We start from the raw sequence: 17492 nt of genomic DNA on the forward strand, positions 1-17492 counted from the left end.
CATCCAATCGGCAGGGGAGTAGAGGGAGGCGGAGAGAATCGCTGGGCCTCTCCGGCGAACGGCGTCGGACAGCCCCTAGGGGGCGTCTGACAAATAGCGTCGTCCTCCTCTGGGCCTGGCCGCCGGGCCGGGCCGAGCAGGGTGGGGCGCGCGGTGGCTGGTGCGTGCGATCGCAAGGCGGAGGGTGGGGGTACCTCCCGGGCCGCCAGGCCCAGGGGGAGAGAGCGCTGGGGGTACTTCCCCTGGCTCCGCGGGGGAGACCCCACCCCGGCGAAGCCAGGGGGAGGGCTGCGCCGACGACCGACAACGCTGGGGGCACCTCCCGCGAAGCGGGGGAGAGCGTGCGTGCAAGCCACCGCGCGCCTGGGGGCACCTCCCAGCGGCAGCTGGGGGAGGGATTTGTCGGACACCCCCTAGGGGAGTCCGGGGAGAGGCGGAGGCTTCATGCCGTCGAGCGCGTGCGCGCACCTGCAAGTCCGCTCTGCCGGAAGAGCCGTGACCGCTTCGGACATCACGTCCTTGAGGCGGCCGACGTTCTCCGCGAAGACCGAGAACACCTCCTGCTGCGAGACGCTGTCCGCAGCGTCGATGCCGGCGTCGAAGTCCGTGACGAGAGCCACCGACGTGTAGCAGAGAGCCAGCTCGCGGGCGAGGACGGCTTCGGGGTGCCCGGTCATGTTCACCAGCGACCAGCCGGCGGCCGCGTACCAGCGGGACTCGGCGCGGGTGGAGAAGCGGGGGCCGTCGACCACGACCATCGTTCCGCCGTCCGACGCGGCCGATCCCGCTGCCGCACACTGCTTGAGGACGGTGGTCCGGCCCGTCTCGCAGTAGGGGTCGGCGAAGGAGACATGCACGGCTCCCTCGTCGTAGAAGCTCTGCACCCGGCCGCCGGTGCGGTCGACGAGCTGGTCGGGGACGACGACGCTGCCAGGCCCCAGCTCCCGCTTGAGCGAGCCGACCGCGCAGGGGGCGAGGATCTGGCGCACGCCGAGCGAGCGGAGGGCCCAGAGGTTCGCCCGGTAGTTGATCCGGTGCGCGGGAATCGCGTGTCCCTGTCCGTGCCGTGGAAGGAACGCCACCCCGCGGCCGCCCGCCTCGCCCACTGCTATGGCGTCGGACGGCTCGCCGAACGGTGTCTCCACCTTCACCTGCCGGGCGTTGTCGAGCAGGGAGTAGAAGCCGCTGCCGCCGATGACCGCGACGTCCGCGTGAGGGTTGCTTCTGGTCATACCGAGTCCGTTTCTCCGCCGTGGCGGGCGGGCGTCAGGCGGCCGGCCGGAAGGTGACCGACCGCGCTCCGAGCGTGCAGAGCTGGCAGATGCTTTCGATGCATTCCAGGCGGTTGCGTGCCTGCGTGAGGTCGCGTCCCCAAACGGTGATCCCGTGGTCGACGACGAGCAGAGCGGGAGGTCCCTGCGGGGCCTCGCGCAGACGGGCGGCCACCTCCCGGGCGAGTTCCGCCACGACGGGCCGGTTGGGGAAGACCGGAATCCCGGTGCGCGACGGGTCGTCGAGCCCCAGTCCCTTCAGCAGCTCGAACCGGCTCAGTTCGAGGGTGCTCTGCCGCTCGGGGGTGTCCGTCCCGCAGGCGACGGCCGTGGCGAACGGGGAATGCACGTGGATGACGGCACCGGCCCGTGTCGTGCGGTACACGGCGGCGTGGATCGCGGTCTCCGCGGAAGCGCGAGGTGCGCCGGTCCGCAGCGCCTCGCCCGTCTCCGCGTCTACCGCGACCATGTCGTCCTCGTTCAGCTCCCCCTTGCTCCGGCCGCTCGCGGTGATCAGAGCCGTGCCGGACAGCTCTCCGCGCAGGCGCACGGAGAGGTTGCCGGAGGTTCCGGGCATCCAGCCGCGCTCGTACAGGTCCCGTGCGCATCGAGCGATCTCGGCGGCCTGGGCCGCCGCACCTGCCGAGTGCCCGGCAGGTGCGGCCGGCGGCTGCGGGACCGGAGACGGCGCAGACCGCACGGCGGCCGGGGGGCGGCTCATGCCGGCACCTCCCACAGCGCCTCCACCCGGTACGGGGAGAGCCGCTCGCCGCCGCCGAGTGCAAGATCGGCCACGACCGCCATCCCCGCGACCTTGGCTCCGCACTCCTCGACCAGCCGGGCCGCGGCACCCAGCGTGCCGCCGGTGGCGAGGACATCGTCGACGCACAGCACCCGTTCGCCGGGGCGAAACGCATCCCGCCGCAGTTCGAGCCGGTCATCGCCGTACTCCAGGGCGTACGCGGCCGAGAGCACCTCGCCCGGCAGCTTGCCCGGTTTGCGCGCGAGCGTCAGCGGCGTCGCGGTCCGGGCCGCGAGCGCGGCCCCGAGCACGAACCCCCTTGACTCGACGGCGAGTACGCGGTCGTACTCGCCGAAGTAGCGCTCCGCCAGCCGGTCGGCGAGAGCGGCCAGCACTCCGGGCTCGGCATACAGCGCCGAAAGGTCGCGGAAGAGGACACCGGGTGCGGGATGGTCCGGGAACTCTTCGATGAGCCCGGCGATCCGGCCGGAAGACGCGCTGTGGTCACCCGAAGGCTCCGGAAGGGGCCTGTCCGCGCGGCTCGGGCGGAAGACCCGCTGCTCCGTGACGATCGCGGTGATCAGCTCGGCGGGAGTCACGTCGAAAGCCGGGTTGAACGCTCCCGCGCCGGCCGGGGCACAGGGAGTTCCGGCGAAGCCGGTCACCTCCTCCGCGGAGCGTTCCTCGACGACGATCCCCGCCCCGTCCGCCAGTTGGCCGTCCCACGTGGACTCGGGGGCGACGACCACGAGAGGTATGCCGTGGCGTGCGGCGGCGACGGCCAGCCCGTACGTACCGATCTTGTTCGCGGTGTCGCCGTTCGCGGCGATGCGGTCCGCGCCCACGAGCACACAGTCGACCATGCCCCGGGCCATGGCTGCCGCGGCCGCGGAGTCGACGCACAGCCGGTACGGGATGCCTGCCTGCTCCAGTTCCCAGGCGGTCAGCCGGGAGCCCTGCAGGAGCGGCCGCGTCTCGTCCACCAGCACGCTCTCCACGCGGCCCTCGGCCGCCAGCCCGATGACCGCGCCCAGCGCGGTTCCCACCGCCCCGGTCGCGAGGTGCCCGGTGTTGCAGTGGGTGAGCAGCCGCAGCGGCCTGCCCGGCGTCAGCGACTCCACCAGGGCGCACGCCCGTTCGGCGAGGGCGGCGTTCAAAGCCGCGTCCTCGCGCAGCATGCCGACCGCCTCGTCCACGACGGCCTCCGGCCCCTTCCCCAGCTGTGCGACGGCTCTGCGGACTCCCCATTCGAGGTTCACCGCAGTGGGGCGGGCCGCGATGAGGCGCTCGGCGTCGGCGCGTACGGCCGCCTCGTCGGTGCCTGCGTCGCCGGAGGTGTGCGCCACGGCGCTCAGGGCGACGCCCAGTCCGCCTGCCAGGCCGATGGCCGGGGCGCCGCGCACGGCAAGGGACTTGACCGCGTCGATCACGTCGTCGGCGGTCCTCAGGCGCAGTTGCCGCACCTCGTGCGGCAGGGCGCGCTGGTCGACGGCCACGACGGTGCCGTCGTCCCAGTACAGGGAGCGGGCGGGCGGCAGCGGGCCCGCGTCGGGCGTGGGAGTCATACGATCACCGCTTCGCGCTCGATGTCGGCCCGCACCGTCCGGCGGACCGTGCGGATCAGGGAACTCAAGGCCGCACCGGACGGAGCGGACATGCGGACCTTCGCCAGTTCGGTGCCCAGGTCCCGGGTCGTCGGGACGAGATCGCCGACGGTGTACGGAGCGAGGACCTGCTCCACACCGGGCTGACCGGCGATCAGGTCGAGACCCGTCAGCTCGCGCAGGACACCGGGTTCACCGTCGTTGCGGATGAAGCACATGCCGATCGTGGCGTCGAAGCTGGGCGGTGCATGGGACAGCGAAGGCCGCCGTCCCAGGTAGCAGGCCAGGGTGTCGTGGTACGGCCGCCACGTGCTGTGCCGCTCCCACATCAGGGGGATGCCCGCACCCGGAAGCCGTGCACCCACTTCGATCAGCACGGGCCTGCCTGCTTCGTCCGCCTTCACCTCGATGTGGCACGGCCCGATCCGGATGCCGAAGGCTTCGAGGACGGCGATCGCGAAGCGCTCGACGGCGGTCCGGACGGTGCTGGGCTCGTCGAGCTGTACGAAGTCCCAGTAGGGGTTGTCGTAGTCCTCCCCGGACGGCATCCGGTACTCCCAGGTGTCGAGCACGGTGTGCCGTCCGTTTACCGTGAAGGTGTTGACCGCGAACTCGCGTCCCCGTACGTACTCCTCGACCAGCCACTGGTCCACCGAGGCTCCGAACAGGTCGCGCCGGTCCTTCTCGAAGATCTCCGAGAGAGCCGCCGGGCCGTCCACGAGGAAGACGTTGTGAGAGGCCGCGCCCGTCGCCGGCTTCACGATCACCGGGAACCCGATGCGCAATGCCGCGTCGTGGACGGCCTCCGCGCTGTCCGCGACCTGATGGCGGGGAACCCTGAGCCCCTCGCGTCGTGCCAGTTCCCGCATGAGGCGCTTGTCCCGGCAGGCGGCCGCGGTGGAGACCGGGTTCGAGGGGAGTCCCCACCGGGCCGCCAGCGAGGCGGCGCAGCACACTCCCGGCTCCGTTGCCGGGATGACCGCCGCGACCGACTCGGTCAACTCCCGTAACCGGCCGTCGAGACTGTGCGGATCGCTGCCGTACAAGCTGACGGTGTCGCCCTGCGCGTGCAGCGGAGACATCGACTCCAGGGTCGGCCTGTCGAAGGTGTACACGCCGATCACGGGCAGGCCGGCGTCCATGCAAGCCCGTTTGAACGGTTCGCCGTTGAGGACCCCGTCGACGAGGACGACGGCGTCGCGCAGCCGGGGTCGCCGACGGGAGGCGGAACCCGGTACGGCGGTCTCCACGGTCACCTGCATTCCGGCTCCTCCTCGGCGTCGGCCCCGTCGCTCAGGGGGGTGAGGGCTGCTTCGTCGCTGATCCTCTTGGCCACGTAGCCCCGCCAGTCGGAGCCGAAGGGCGTGTAGAGACGCACGGGAACTCCCGAGGCGCGCAGTCTCCGCGCCTCGTCCGGCAGCACCCCCAGCAGAAGCTCGACCGTGGCCCCCGGGGTCACGGGCAGCAGCCTGTCCCACATGCGGGCGTCGTGTGTGGCCAGGCTGAGCGGAGTGCCGGCATCCCGGATGCGCCGGGCGAGTCGGACGAAGACCGCGTCGATCTCGGCACGGCTCTGGAACGCCGTCGCACTGGTCTCGGCGAACCCGCCCTTGACGAGCCTGACCGGTGTTCCCGCCCGGACCAGCTTCTCCACGTCCCGTTCGCTGCGGCGGAGGTTGGCCTGCACGGTCGCTCTGACGGGCAGGCCCTCCCGGTGTGCGGCGAGCACCGTGGCGAGGACGGAGTCGGTGCGGGTCGCGTCCTCGGCTCCGACCTGGATGAAGCGCCCGGCAGGCAGATTCCCGGCGACCGTGCGCAGGTTGTGCAGACACAGGTCGGTGGAGACGTCCACGCCGAGGTGGGGTGCGTCGGCCTCCAGCCAGGTACCGGGCGGCAGTTCGCCGAGGGCGGCGGCGAACTGCGCGTACCGTGCGGTGTTGTGCGAAGCGGAGGCCTCGTCCTTCGCTTCGCCGGCCAGCCAGCCGATGTTGCAGTCGATGGACGTTCCGGCGAGCGTGAGGGCCTTCGCCGCCGCCGACTGCCAGTCCGTCCCGGCGAGGAACCGCCCTCCCGCTGCGAGGAGTTCGTCATCGGTCCTGTGAGCGGCGTTCGCTGTGGCAACCATTGCCGGCCCCCTCAGCCGGCGACGGCGAGCGGCAGGGGCTTACGGGGCGTTGCACCGAGGAGGTTGGTGTCGACGGGGGTCATGCGGCGGTCCCCGTCGGTGATTCCGCCGTTCTTCGAGCGGGCCTCGATGAATTCGTCGAGGATCTTCCGGTCCGCCTCCGGCGACATGTAGTACATCATGTTGACGTACCAGGTCCATCCGGTCTCGGTGATCGCGTAGGAACCGGGCCGCTCTTCGAACATGCCGGCATCGAGCAATTCGCCGAAACGGGCCTGCACTTCGCCGGGCACACGCTCCCAGTCGATGCGGTCCTTCTCGATGTGCCCGTGGTAGGGCAGGCGGAGTACGAGGCCGCGCTCGTACGGGATGTGGGAGGCCTGGGTGGCCTTCACCTTGAGGTCGTCGTGGTCGAGGAGCCTCTTGATGTAGCCGGTGCGGCTCTCGTCATTCATGATCGTCCAGTCCAGGGACTGGGTGGTGGCGCTGGAGCCGAAACCGATCAGGTCGTCGTCCCAGTGGGCCCAGCAGTACTCGTGGTACTTGTTCGAGTAGCGCCGGGTGATGAAGTCGCTCTCCTGCTCGGGTGTTTCGAGCCTGGCGTACCCGTGACCGTTGTAGAGGCGGAATCCGGAGTTGCGGAGGTAATGGTTGGCGAAGACCGTCAGCCCCATCTTGTCCAGGTAGCTCATCGGCTTGAGTTTCTGCTGCGCGTAGCCGGTGTGCAGAGCGTTCTGGGTGACCAGGTGGTTGATGGGATAGAACTCGCAGGACTCGGTCCCGAGATCGATGGCCTTCTGGATGTCCGCCGCGAAGTCCGCCGTCGTCTGGCCGTGCATCCCGTAAAGGATGTCGAAGCTGCGGCACTCGAAGTACTCGCCCAGGAGGTCGACCACGCGGTAGGTGTCCTCGAGCGTCGCCGTGATGTTGAACAGCTCCCGGTAACGGGGGTCGAAGGTCTGCAGGCCGAGCCGGGCCTTGTTCACGCCGATGTCGCGGAACGCCTCGCACTTCTCCCGCGTGACGCTCTTGACCTCCATCTCGATCGTGAACTCTTCCAGCCGGGAGAGGTCGAAGCACTCGTGGATCACCGCACCGATGCGGCGGATCTGGTCGGCGGTGAGCATGGTCGGCGTGCCGCCGCCGAACCAGATCACCCGGGGCGGCACGGACGTGACGGACGGCCACGAAGCCTTGAGGCGGACCTCCTTGATCAGCGCCTGGACGTACTTCTCGATGGCGTCGCTGCCCTCGACGCCGATGCCGCGGTTGAGCATGCAGAACGTGCAGATGGTCTCGCAGAAGGGGATGTGGAAGTAGAGCGCGCGGCTGCGTATCGGGCCGGTCTCCAGCTTCTCGTAGGACTCACGCAAGGTCAGCGTGTCCGTCTCCTGTCCCTTCAGCGGATAGAGCCAGTTGTAGACGGGGAGCTGGCTGTCGAACTTCATCAGTCCGCTGTTCTTGTTGAGCTTCACGGTGTTTCCCTCCGTTGACTGTTTCCTGGCGGCAGCTCAGCCGACGAGCTGTGTTGCGTCGACCTCGCACTCCACTCCCCGGTCCAGCACCTTGACGCGGTGCTCGCACTCACCGAGCGCCGCGACGAGTTCGCTGATGATGAGCTCCGGCCGGCACCTCGATCCGCATGTGAACGCGTCGAAGAAAAGCGACAGTTCGTCGGGGTAGGTGTGCACGGAGACGTGGGATTCGGACAGCAGGTACAGCGCGGTGAACCCGCTCGGGGTGAAGTTCTTGACCTGCGTGCCGCAGATGGTCGCCCCCGCCCGCCGTATGCCTGCCTCCAGACTTCGCATGATGAGTGCGTCGTCGTTTATGACCGACGGTGAGATGCCGTACAGATCCGCTACGACATGTCTGCCAGAGAACTCGAATTCAGGCATGCAATTCGCCCTCCCATTCGCTGCATTCTTCCGCTATGACGATGCACTCGTGGAGTTTCGATTCGACGTCTTTCTCGTCCTCGCCTTCGACCACGAATGCAAGATATGAATCGGTGCTGCCGTGCGCCCCGTCGAAGACGCGGGGCACCGGGGTCTTGACGATGAAGTCCTTGATGAACGCCGCGTCCGGGGGCTCGCTGATGCTCAGCAGCCGGCCGTTGCGGGGCGGGATCAGGAGCCAGCCGTAGCGCCGGGCCTTGTCGTTCAGCGGCGTGGCCGGGCCCGTCTCGAGACCGAGCTGGTGCCGTATCCACAGTCGCGCGGGATTGACGCCCGTCGCATAGGTCAGGGTCTCCATGATGTGCGCCCCGCCGAGCCGGCACGCGATCTCGCAGAACTCCAGGTCCCCCGAGCCGGGCCTGCGGAAAACCTCCAGGTGGAAGGGGCTGAAGTCGATGCGCGGCAACGCCTCCACGACCCGCTCCGCGAACTCCGCCAGCCGCGCGTGCTCTTCACCGTCACGGTCGAGTTGCACGCTGCCGAGCGGCAGCGTCTCGTGGAAGGAGAGGCAGTTGCCCACGTACCGGGAGACCGAGACGTAGAGCACCTTCCCGTCCTGCGTGAATCCGTCGACGTGGAGGACGTCTCCCTCGGTGAAGGATTCGAGCATGACGTCTTCCGGATCCCACTGCGCTGCGAGCTCCTCGAACTCACGCGGGTCGTGTACGAGCCGGACCCCGTGCGAGGCGTAGCCCAGCCGCGGCTTGACCACGACGGGCCACCCGGCGCGTCCGGCGAACCGCCGGGCGTCCGCGGCGGTGGCGGGCACGACGAAGTCCGGCGCGGGGATCCCGTGTGCGCGCACGGCCTGTTTCATGACGTACTTGTCCCGCCACGGCAGGGCCTCTTCGTACCGAAGGCCCGGGATGTCGTAGCGGTCCCTCACCCGCGCGCAGCGCAGGATGTCGTCCTCCGTGACGTGCACGAGCACCTCGACGTCTCCCTGGGCGCACATGTCGTCGAGGAGACGGTCCACGTGGGAGCCGCCGGAGTAGTCGCTCACGGCCCTCAGATGGGGAAGCCGGCCGCGGTAGCCGGGTTCGGCCTCCTCGCAGGTGATGAGCGTGAGTTCGTCCTTGACGTCCTGAAGCCAGTCCCCGAGGGGCGTGACCGTGGAGGGTATTCGGTGGGGCATGAGGAACTTGGTCATGAGACTCAACTCTCTGCCGTCCTTGCGGCCTCTCGTTCCGCGTCGTCGCCGCCGGTCCCGGCGGCGTGCACGTCCTTGCCGGCCTTCTCGACCGCGTCGTGACCGATGTAGAGGCGCCGGTCGCGGAGGAGGAGCCAGGTTCCGAAGATCGTCACGGCCATCAGGCCGAAGTAGAGCGACGAGGAGACGGCCAGCAACGCACCGCCCACTGCCGGGCCGATGAAGAAGCCCAGGTAGCGCGTCTCGGCGAGGCCGAAGTACGCACCCTTGCGCGAGTCCGGTGTGATGGTGTGGATGACCGTGTCCGGCATGGGGAAGAGCACCGCCTCGCCGACGGTCCAGAAGACGACCCCGAGATAGAGCAGGAGAACGTTCGTCTCGAGGCCGCGGAAGAGAATTGCGGCCACGGCGAAGGCCGCACAGCCGAGCAGCGCCAGGTGCTGCTGCGACAGGCGCCGAGAGAGCCGCTCGGCCGGCCACTGCATCGCGATCCCCAGCGCGGCGTTGACAGCCAGCAGGACGGAGAAGTAGCCGACGGCCGAACTTCCCCTGACCTCCTTGATGTACAGCGGCAGTATCGACTCGAACTGGGAGAACACGAGAAACAGAACGAATCCCGCCGCGACCACCTTCAGCAGCAGGGAGTCCCGCAGCGCTGTGCGCCAGCCGTCCTGCTTCTCCTCCTGCCCCGCCGGGACCTCCAGTTCGCGCAGAGTCCCGGCGTTGAGCAGGACGAGGACCGAGTACACGCAGAAGATCACGGCAGGCGCCACGAAGATCATCCAGGCTGCGATGCCGTAGAGGACCGCACCGCCCAGCGGCCCGACCGTGGCACCGAGGCACAGCGTCACGTAGCGGATCCGGAAGACCATCTGCCCCGAACCCGTCGCCCCGAGTGAGAGCAGCTTCTTCATCGCGGGCTCGGTCAGCAGCCGTCCGACGCCCAGCAGACAGACGAGGAGGACGATGAGCCCGAGGTCACGTGTCACGGCCAGGGCCGTGTAGCTCGCGACGTTGAGCAGCAGGCCGCCCTGAATGAGCCGCACGCCGCCGAACTTGTCCGCGAGCACCCCGCCGACGGTGCCGCCGAAGGCGGAAATGAGCGCGACGCTTCCCACGATGAGACCGATCTCGGCCTCGGAGAGGCGGGAGATGTCGGAGAGATAGAGCGTCATGAACGGCAGGGTCGCGAAGAAGGCCAGTCCGTTCAGCAGACTTCCCAGCACGAGCAGTCGCAGGGCGGGGTCCTTGTGCCATGGCGGAGATGGCGTGCCGGGAACCTGTGACATTACGATCCCTTCCGTTCTCGGAAACCTCAAGTGAGCCGCTGTGCCCGGGAATTATTTATGGAGCACGGCTTTCAAGCCGGTAAAGATACAGGGTTCGGCGTGCCCCGCGGATGTCTTTGCGTGCTCCGTCTCGTGAGACATTGCGGCTCGTGGAAGAATCCGGCCACGTGTGTGTGGCGGCGGTCGGTGAACGAATCAGGAATTCCTGTCCGCCACCTTTTCGGCGGCCGGTGCCGGACGTACGTCCTCCACGCTGACGCTTCCCTCCCGGGACCAGCCGCACAGTGAGGGAGAGGCCAGTGCCTCGTCCACCGCGTGTGCCACGTGGGCCTCGGCGTCACGGCCCGGCGTCAGGGCGAGGGTCGCCGTGGTGTCCGTGCAGCGCAGGAGGCCGGCGGTCCACCGCGCGGGCAGAAGCGCTATCAGGCGCACTGCGGCGGTCTCGGGCGCGGCCCCCGCGGGAGCTTGGCCGGTGGCCTTGATCTGCACCTGGTGTGTGTGCATGGAGGCTTCCCTCACGGTCGGCGGTGGACGGTCACGTGCCCGCGAGGGCGGACCTCCGGGTGAAAGACCCGACCGGTTCGCGCCTGCGGAATCGACGGCCGGTCCGGGCGGGCCTCGGGCCGGCGAAGGCTGCGGGTCCGCGGTGCCTCAGCCCCAGTCGTGCACATCGTTGCCGCCGGAATTCCGGGCCGCTGCCATTCCGTACTCCGATGCGGTTCCCGAATTCACGAGCGCGGGGCTGTACTTCGCGGAAGGGGACGCTCCGATCGTTCGGTGGGCGATCACGCTCCCGTTGTGCGGGGCCGCGAATGCAGCGCCGACGCCGACGGCCGTGAGGGAAACCGCTCCGAAGAGCGAACAGACCAGAGAATGACGCGGAACGGCCGGACGGTTGGAGCTGATTCTGGAGCGAACGGTGTGACGCATGTTGTTTCCCCCCTGGACGGCTGAAGAATCCTTGCGACCTCGTCGCGAGGACAACTCTGCCGCCGAAGAAGCCGTCAATCGACGGGGGAATCGCGCATCTTCCTGCATTCTGCTCAGCCACTTGCTGCACGTGCCGGCCGCAGGCACCCGCGCCGCCGCAGGAAACCGATCTTCAACTGGGCAGGAGAATCCGGGGAAAGCGACGGTTCTCAAAGATCCACGCAGGCGCCGAGGCCGGCGATTCGGCCGCGGCGGCGGACGCGCATGCGCATGCCTTGCCCTGCCGGCCGCTCCCGCACCTTCCTCGTCGGGCCCTGTCGCCCTCCAACCCCTCAGGGCAGTGCCTGCTCCGTCCAGATGGTCTTGCCCGACGTCGTGTACCGGGTGCCCCAGCGCTGCACCATCTGCGCCACGATGAACAGTCCGCGCCCGCCCTCGTCGTCGGTCGCGCTGTGCCGCAGGTTGGGCGAGGTGTGTCCCTTGTCGGAGACCTCGCAGTGCAGGCTGCGGTCCCGGATGAGGCGCAGGTACACCGGGCCGATCGCGTGCCGGATGGCGTTGGTGACGAGTTCGCTGACGACGAGCTCAGTGGTGAACGCCAGCTCGTCCAGGCCCCATTGGTCCAGCTGTTCCATGACCACGGCCCGTGCGTGGGAGACCGCACTGGGCTCGGCTTCCAGCTCCCAGCCGATGACCTGGTCCGCGCCCAGTTCGTGCGTACGGGCCAGCAGGAGCGCGGCGTCGTCGGTGGCCGGACCGTCGGGCTGGAGCTCGTTCAGGGTCCGGTCGCACAGCTCCTCGAGTGTGGCCCGGCGGTCGCTCAGGACGCCCTTGAGCTTCGCGACGCCGGTGTCGATGTCGCGGTCGCGGTCCTGGACGAGGCCCCCGGTGAAGAGCGCGAGGAGGCTGCCCTCCGGCAGTTCGGTCTCCATCGACTCGAACGGCAGCCCGCCGACGCCCAGCGGAGGACCGGGCGGAATGTCGAGCAGCGTGAAGTTGCCCTCCGGATCGACGCTGGCGGCGGGAGGATGGCCCGCCCGGGCGGCGGTGCACACGCGGGAGACCGGGTCGTACACGACGTAGAGGCATGCGACGCCGAGTCCTTCGTCGGTGCCGGGGACGCCGTCCGGTTCCTGGTCCTCGGCGCCCTGGAGCACGAGGTCGTCCAGCCGGGAGAGCAGCTCGTCGGGCGAGAGATCCAGCCGCGCCAGAGCCCGGAGCGTGGTGCGCAGACGCCCCATGGTGGCGGCGGCGTTCACGCCGTGGCCGACCACGTCGCCCACGACCATGCCCACCCGCGTCCCGGACAGAGCGATCACGTCGAACCAGTCGCCGCCGACGCCCAGCCCCACGTCGGACGGCAGATAGCGGTGCGCCACGTCGACGGCCGACAGCTCGGGCAGCCTCCTGGGCAGGAGGTTGCGCTGAAGTGTCAGCGCGGAGGCGCGCTCACGCGTGTAGCGGCGGGCGTTGTCGATGGACAGTGCGGTGCGGGTCGCCAGCTCGTTGGCGAGGGCGAGCTCGTCGTTGTCGAAGTGCGCCGGGTTCCCGCTGCGCATGAAGGTGACCAGGCCCATCGTGGTGCCCCTGGCGCGCAGCGGAACGGCGAGAGTGGAGTGGACGCCGCTCTCTCCCTCGGGCGTTTCCGCCTCGCGTTCGCTGTGGACGGTGACGGCCTTCCGGGACGCGAGCGAGGCCTGCTGCGGCGAACCGGGCTCGTAGTCGACGGGGAACGGCCCCGTGGAGGGCGCGTCCTCGCTCACGGCGCCCGCGTAGGGACTGCCCACGCGCTCCACCACTCTGATCATGGACGGTGCATCTCCGTGCGGGCGGGGCTCCTCGCCCTCCAGCACCCCCTCCGCCAGGTCGACGGTGACGTTGTCGGCGAAGGCGGGGATGACCACCTCGGCGATCTCCCGGGCGGTGGTGATCATGTCGAGGGTGGTGCCGATGCGCACCCCGGCGCGCACCGTCAGCGCGAGCCGCTGCTGGGCGCGGTAGCGCTCGGTGATGTCGAGCGCGTCCTCGCAGACGCCGAGCACGTGCCCGTCGGGGTCCTTGAGCTGGTAATACGCGCACGACCAGACGTGGTCGTGCTCCGGGTCGACGGGCGGCCGGGCCTCGTAGAGCAGACCGAAGACCGGCTTGCCGGTGTCGATCACGTTCTGCATGACCTCTTCCAGCGAGGTCGGATAACCCTCGGAGATCACCTCGCCACCGTCGTACAGCTCGTCCACGCGCTTGCCTGCGAACTCGCTGAACCTGCGGTCTATCTCGCTCTGGTACTTCGCGTTTATCCACGTCAGGCGCAGATCGGTGTCGTAGATGCCCAGGCCGATGGGTGACTGCGTGGCGAGCCCGCGGAGCATGGCCTGGTGCGCCTCCCAGCCCCGCAGCGGTTCCAGGGGCGCCGCGACCATGATCTGCGGGGAGTCGTCCTTCCCGGCGAGAGAGCAGACCGTCGTCGCCACGTCGATGCTGTGGCCGTCACGGTGACGGGCGATGCAGGCCTCACTGCGGCATGCGGGCCCGGCGGACCGGTCGAGGAGCTCGATGAACGGACGTTCCCGGGATGTTCTCCCCACGATCAGCGTCTCGAGCGGCCGGCCAAGGATCTCGAGCGGTTCATATCCGAAGAGGGCCTTTGCGGCCTCGCTCCACCCGGTGATCACGTTCTCGTGGTCGAGCAGTACGGTTGCGCCGCTCGACACGTCGAGTGGCCCACGGAAGTCGGTGGTCTCCGCCTCGCTCCACGCATTCATGGCACCAGTCCAGCCGGATACGTTTCTTACAGGGTCGATCCATACGGGAGCAGATACAACCGCAGCAGGCAGAGCGGACAGAGCGGGCGCCTGGGGAAAGCCGAACATCAGTGCCCGGCCGCCGCGCGGGGCGGGAGCCCGGGAAAGGCTTGAATTCGCGGGCGCACGCGGTTGCCGGAGGGGCGCATGGGCGCACGGCCGTGGTCGGGTGTTTCTGTCAGGCGGGTCACGGAGCGTGGAAGGCTGTGCCGCGTCCGTGCGCGGAGCGTTGCGGCGCCTACTGCGGGCCGCGCGGGTCGCGTCGCTGACGGCGCGGGGGCTGGCGCCGTCCGGGCCTGGGCGGAGAGGGGCGTTCGGACCGGGGCGTGGAACAGGTCGGACACCAGTAACCGACCCCCTGCGTGAAGGTCCAGCCCTGCTCCTCGAGGTAGGGGGCGGCGCGGGCGCTGCTGTGCAGGATGTGCCCGAAGAGGTCGTCCTCGATCGGCGGCGGAGGCTCGTCGATCACGAGGTCGAAGACGGCACGGGACGGACAGCCGACATCGTCACAGGCCAGGTAGAAGCGGACCGGTCCAGGTGCTTCCCCCTCGGTCATCAGACTCATGTCCCAACGCTATTCAGCGCCGGGCGGGCGCGGTGGGGGTGTTGCGGAAGAGAGGCCGGAGGCTCCGCCTTTGGTGGTCATTCCGGCCACTGCGCCCGCGCGGCTGCGGTGCCCTCGCCCGCGACCCGTCGTGCGGGGCCCGTCGGTGCCGTCCGCGCCATTCGTGCCCTCCGTTCCCTCTGATCCGTCCGCGCCGTCTGATCCGTCCGGGCGTCGGCGCACCGTACGCGCGTCGGGGCCTTTGGGCCGCTCCGTGGGCAATCACCTGTGTCGCGGCCTCGCAGCCTCCCGGACCGGAACATCTGGGACATGCTGGGAGTCATCAGACGGATACGCCGGATCCGGACGGCCCGCAGCGCACCGCGGGGCCCGCTCGAGCGCCGTGGAGTGGCATGTCGATCATGGTCTACGTGTACGGCCTGGTCGGGGCCTGCTTTCTGGGCCTCGGGTTCGTACTCCAGCAGGAGGCCGCGGCCCGCGCCCCGCTGGCCGACATCCTCTCCTTCCGGCTGCTGCTGGACCTGATGAAGGTGCCGCGCTGGCTGCTGGGCATCGGCTTCATGGTGATCGGCCAGCTCCTCAGTGCCGCCGCACTGGCGCAGGGGGACGTCTCACGGGTCGTGCCTCTGCTGGCCACAAATCTTCTCTTCGCGATGGCGCTGGCACGGCGGATCAGCGGCCAGCGGCTCGGCGCCAGCGGCTGGGCGGGAGTGGTGCTGCTCAGCGGTGGCGTGGCCACATTCGTGGCTGCGGGGTCCCCGCAGGGCAACGACGACGCCCAGATCGGTGCTTTGCGGCGCTGGTTGGTGCTGGGGTCGGTGGTGGCGGTGGCCCTGGTGATGGTCGTGATCGCCCGTAATCTGCGTCTTGTCCAGGAGCCTCCCCTCCTGGCCGGCGCGGCCGGGGTGCTCTACGGAGTTCAGGACGCCCTGACCCGGGAGGCGAGCACGGTGTTCAGCGAGTCCGGCCTCGTCGGACTGGTCACGAGCTGGCAGCCGTACACCATCGTCACGTCGGCCGTCGTCGGGCTGGTGCTGGTGCAGAGCGCCTTCGAGGCCGGGGCACTGCGGCAGTCCCTGCCCGCGCTGACCGCCGCGGAGCCGCTGTCCGGGATCGCCTGCAGCATCGGGTTCCTCGGCGACACGGTGCGGTTGACGCCGCTGGCGGTCACCGCGGAGATCCTGGGGCTGGGCGCCGCCGTCGTAGGGGTTTTCATCCTGGGGCGGCATCCCGCGATGCCCACCGGACAGCCCGGCCCGGCCGGCCCTTCGGACGAGAGGCCCGCCTTCGACGACAGCGGCCGCCCGCGGTAGCGGCCCTGGGGCGTGTCCGCCGAGCCGGGCCGGCGTCCCTCGGGCCGCGTCGCCTGAGCTCGCATCGCCCGAGCCCGCGTCCCCCGGAGGCCTGCGTCGTCCGTAGCGATGCCGCGTGGGCCGCAACGCGCCCGCGCTCGTGTCGCTCCCGTGCCCCTGCCGCCCCCTCCGCGCCCCTGCCCTGGCCCGCGGGTGATCTCGCTCCGCGCACCGAGGCTCCCCGCCCTCCGCACGCGCCGGACGCGGGGCGCGAGCGCGGGCCCCGCCGCCCGGTGACGCCGAGCGGGCGCAAGACGCATGTGTCATACATCTTGCGCCCGCGGGCTGCTCGTTGCGTCCGCGGACTGCTCCGGGGCTGCTGCTCGCCGGCGCCCCGCACATCAGGCGCCGCATGGGCGGAGCCGACGTACGAGGCGCCGGGCGCGCAGGGCCGGGCGCGGACGCGGGTGCTACTTCTTCAGCAGCTCCCGCATCTCCTTGATCTCAGCCGTCTGTGAGCGCCGGATGTCGCGTGCCATGGCCTTCGCCGGCTTGTACGAACCGTCGGACTCCTCCGTGCGGGCCATCTCGACGGCTCCCTCGTGATGTGCCGTCATCATCCGCAGGAACTCCCGGTCGAACTTCTCACCGGACAGCTTCTTCAGTTTCTCCATGTCCTCGGGCGTCATCATCCCGGCCATGGAGTGGTCCGAGTGCGCCGAGTGACCCTGGCCCGCCGCGGGGACCTTCTCGCCCCACGACTTCAGCCAACCGGACATCTTCTCGATCTCGGGCTGCTGGGCCTTGCTGATCCGCTCGGAGAGCGACTTCACCTTTGCCGACTCCGCGCGGGACGAGACCAGTTCGGACATCTCCACGGCCTGGCGGTGGTGGGGGATCATGCCCTTCGCGAAGGAGACGTCGGCCGCGGCCGCGTTCTTCGCGGGCTTCTTCCCGCTGTCGTGGCCCGAGCCGTGGCCGTCGCCGGCGGACTTTTCGTTGCCGTTGCCGTTGCCGTTGCCGTTGCCGTTGCCGCAGGCCGCGAGGGCCAGCGCGAGCGCAGCGGTGGCGGCGGCGGCCGTCGCCGCGCGGCCGAGGGTGGAACGCTGTGTGGTCATGGTTGTACTGCTCCTGCGTGTCGAAGAGTTGTCTGTTCCAGGTTCGCCTGATGCGGCGCCGGCCCGGGGGCCGCGCCGTGAGGCGCCCCTATATGCGCAGGAGTTGAAGCCGGTGCAGTGAGGGCGGGGCACGCTCGGTGCCGGTGTCCGGCCTGCACCGTCCGCCGGGGGCCGCCTCGTGCCGCGGAGCCGCGGCCGTGGTGGAGGCGGGGCCGTCCGTGCTGGGAGAGCCACTGGTTCCGGTCGCCGAACATGTCGCGTCCGCGTGGGAGACGTGCCCGTCCGTGCCGTCGCACTCGCACTGGTCCGCGTGCTGACCGCCGGGCCGGAGGCGCGAGCCGTCGTCGTGGACGCCGGCGTCGTGACCGCCCGCCGCAGCGGCCTCCGGTGCGGAGTGCGCCGCACTGTGCGGGTGAGCTTCGCCCGCGGGTACCGCGCCGAGGCCGTGCATCGTGAGCAGCCCGCACAGGACCACCATGATCAGCAACGGCAGGGCCCAGGCACGCCCCTGGAGGGCGGAGGCGGGACCCGGCGCGCGGTTGCTGATCACGGAGGCATCGTACGTTGACGGCTCCGGGCGCATGCCGGGTTGTATCCGACGGCAGAAGTTCCGGCGGGTGCCGCCCTGCCGGCGGCGCCGAGGTCCC

15 protein-coding genes are annotated in these 17492 nt (G+C 69.9%); 1 reads left to right on the forward strand and 14 read right to left on the reverse strand.

The features are described 5' to 3' along the window. Positions 1-413: 413 nt before the first annotated feature. The 12 genes from H180DRAFT_RS03110 to H180DRAFT_RS03170 form a co-directional block, all read right to left on the reverse strand. On the reverse strand, positions 414-1232 hold the full coding sequence (locus H180DRAFT_RS03110; RefSeq protein WP_055484339.1) for an S-methyl-5'-thioadenosine phosphorylase: 819 nt from the start codon (positions 1230-1232) through the stop codon (positions 414-416). Between the two features lie 34 nt (positions 1233-1266). Then, positions 1267-1992, reverse strand: coding sequence for a methylthioribulose 1-phosphate dehydratase (gene mtnB / locus H180DRAFT_RS03115; protein ID WP_055484504.1), 726 nt, complete (start codon positions 1990-1992; stop codon positions 1267-1269). After that, positions 1989-3578 carry an S-methyl-5-thioribose-1-phosphate isomerase gene (gene mtnA, locus H180DRAFT_RS03120; RefSeq protein WP_074466575.1) on the reverse strand — a complete coding sequence of 530 codons (1590 nt, stop codon included), beginning with the start codon at positions 3576-3578 and terminating at the stop codon, positions 1989-1991. Before mtnA ends, mtnB begins: the two co-directional genes overlap by 4 nt. Continuing rightward, the gene (locus H180DRAFT_RS03125) at positions 3575-4879 is read right to left on the reverse strand and encodes an ATP-grasp domain-containing protein (RefSeq protein WP_055484340.1); all 1305 of its coding nucleotides are present in this window, start codon (positions 4877-4879) and stop codon (positions 3575-3577) included. The genes mtnA and H180DRAFT_RS03125 overlap by 4 nt, the downstream gene beginning before the upstream one ends. Beyond that, the gene (locus H180DRAFT_RS03130) at positions 4870-5742 is read right to left on the reverse strand and encodes a proline dehydrogenase family protein (RefSeq protein WP_055484341.1); all 873 of its coding nucleotides are present in this window, start codon (positions 5740-5742) and stop codon (positions 4870-4872) included. Before H180DRAFT_RS03130 ends, H180DRAFT_RS03125 begins: the two co-directional genes overlap by 10 nt. 11 nt (positions 5743-5753) lie before the next feature. Next, on the reverse strand, positions 5754-7217 hold the full coding sequence (locus H180DRAFT_RS03135; RefSeq protein WP_055484342.1) for a radical SAM protein: 1464 nt from the start codon (positions 7215-7217) through the stop codon (positions 5754-5756). A 36-nt stretch (positions 7218-7253) separates the two neighbouring features. Next, complete coding sequence (gene speD / locus H180DRAFT_RS03140; RefSeq protein WP_055484343.1) at positions 7254-7640, reverse strand: adenosylmethionine decarboxylase; 387 nt, start codon at positions 7638-7640, stop codon at positions 7254-7256. Then, positions 7633-8850: an ATP-grasp domain-containing protein gene (locus H180DRAFT_RS03145; protein WP_055484344.1), complete on the reverse strand. Its 1218-nt coding sequence runs from the start codon at positions 8848-8850 to the stop codon at positions 7633-7635. The genes speD and H180DRAFT_RS03145 overlap by 8 nt, the downstream gene beginning before the upstream one ends. A gap of 5 nt (positions 8851-8855) precedes the next feature. Beyond that, positions 8856-10139 (reverse strand): MFS transporter, encoded by a 1284-nt coding sequence (locus H180DRAFT_RS03150; protein ID WP_074466576.1) that lies wholly within the window; start codon positions 10137-10139, stop codon positions 8856-8858. A gap of 195 nt (positions 10140-10334) precedes the next feature. Next, positions 10335-10643, reverse strand: a complete 309-nt coding sequence (locus tag H180DRAFT_RS03155; RefSeq protein ID WP_055484346.1) for a hypothetical protein — start codon at positions 10641-10643, stop codon at positions 10335-10337. A 758-nt stretch (positions 10644-11401) separates the two neighbouring features. Then, entirely contained in the window at positions 11402-13831 is a 2430-nt protein-coding gene (locus H180DRAFT_RS03165; protein WP_055484348.1) for a SpoIIE family protein phosphatase, read from the reverse strand. A 277-nt stretch (positions 13832-14108) separates the two neighbouring features. After that, complete coding sequence (locus H180DRAFT_RS03170; protein ID WP_055484349.1) at positions 14109-14435, reverse strand: hypothetical protein; 327 nt, start codon at positions 14433-14435, stop codon at positions 14109-14111. 392 nt (positions 14436-14827) lie between these two features. Here H180DRAFT_RS03170 and H180DRAFT_RS03175 point away from each other — a divergent pair, with 392 nt between their 5' ends. After that, entirely contained in the window at positions 14828-15748 is a 921-nt protein-coding gene (locus H180DRAFT_RS03175) for a DMT family transporter (protein ID WP_254665835.1), read from the forward strand. A 449-nt stretch (positions 15749-16197) separates the two neighbouring features. On the opposite strand, the gene H180DRAFT_RS03180 is transcribed toward H180DRAFT_RS03175, so the two are convergent. Both H180DRAFT_RS03180 and H180DRAFT_RS03185 read right to left on the reverse strand, forming a co-directional pair. Next, complete coding sequence (locus H180DRAFT_RS03180) at positions 16198-16845, reverse strand: DUF305 domain-containing protein (protein ID WP_055484350.1); 648 nt, start codon at positions 16843-16845, stop codon at positions 16198-16200. Between the two features lie 88 nt (positions 16846-16933). After that, positions 16934-17395, reverse strand: coding sequence for a DUF6153 family protein (locus H180DRAFT_RS03185; RefSeq protein WP_254665836.1), 462 nt, complete (start codon positions 17393-17395; stop codon positions 16934-16936). Positions 17396-17492 lie beyond the last annotated feature (97 nt).

Source organism: Streptomyces sp. WMMB 322, assembly GCF_900090145.1.
In the GTDB taxonomy this organism is placed as follows: domain Bacteria; phylum Actinomycetota; class Actinomycetes; order Streptomycetales; family Streptomycetaceae; genus Streptomyces.

Coding starts and splice junctions, on each gene's coding strand:
- H180DRAFT_RS03110 (WP_055484339.1), bottom strand. CDS start 1,232: ATGACCAGAAGCAACCCTCACGCGGACGTCGCGGTCATCGGCGGCAGC.
- mtnB (WP_055484504.1), bottom strand. CDS start 1,992: ATGAGCCGCCCCCCGGCCGCCGTGCGGTCTGCGCCGTCTCCGGTCCCG.
- mtnA (WP_074466575.1), bottom strand. CDS start 3,578: ATGACTCCCACGCCCGACGCGGGCCCGCTGCCGCCCGCCCGCTCCCTG.
- H180DRAFT_RS03125 (WP_055484340.1), bottom strand. CDS start 4,879: ATGCAGGTGACCGTGGAGACCGCCGTACCGGGTTCCGCCTCCCGTCGG.
- H180DRAFT_RS03130 (WP_055484341.1), bottom strand. CDS start 5,742: ATGGTTGCCACAGCGAACGCCGCTCACAGGACCGATGACGAACTCCTC.
- speD (WP_055484343.1), bottom strand. CDS start 7,640: ATGCCTGAATTCGAGTTCTCTGGCAGACATGTCGTAGCGGATCTGTAC.
- H180DRAFT_RS03145 (WP_055484344.1), bottom strand. CDS start 8,850: ATGACCAAGTTCCTCATGCCCCACCGAATACCCTCCACGGTCACGCCC.
- H180DRAFT_RS03150 (WP_074466576.1), bottom strand. CDS start 10,139: ATGTCACAGGTTCCCGGCACGCCATCTCCGCCATGGCACAAGGACCCC.
- H180DRAFT_RS03155 (WP_055484346.1), bottom strand. CDS start 10,643: ATGCACACACACCAGGTGCAGATCAAGGCCACCGGCCAAGCTCCCGCG.
- H180DRAFT_RS03165 (WP_055484348.1), bottom strand. CDS start 13,831: ATGAATGCGTGGAGCGAGGCGGAGACCACCGACTTCCGTGGGCCACTC.
- H180DRAFT_RS03170 (WP_055484349.1), bottom strand. CDS start 14,435: ATGAGTCTGATGACCGAGGGGGAAGCACCTGGACCGGTCCGCTTCTAC.
- H180DRAFT_RS03175 (WP_254665835.1), top strand. CDS start 14,828: ATGTCGATCATGGTCTACGTGTACGGCCTGGTCGGGGCCTGCTTTCTG.
- H180DRAFT_RS03180 (WP_055484350.1), bottom strand. CDS start 16,845: ATGACCACACAGCGTTCCACCCTCGGCCGCGCGGCGACGGCCGCCGCC.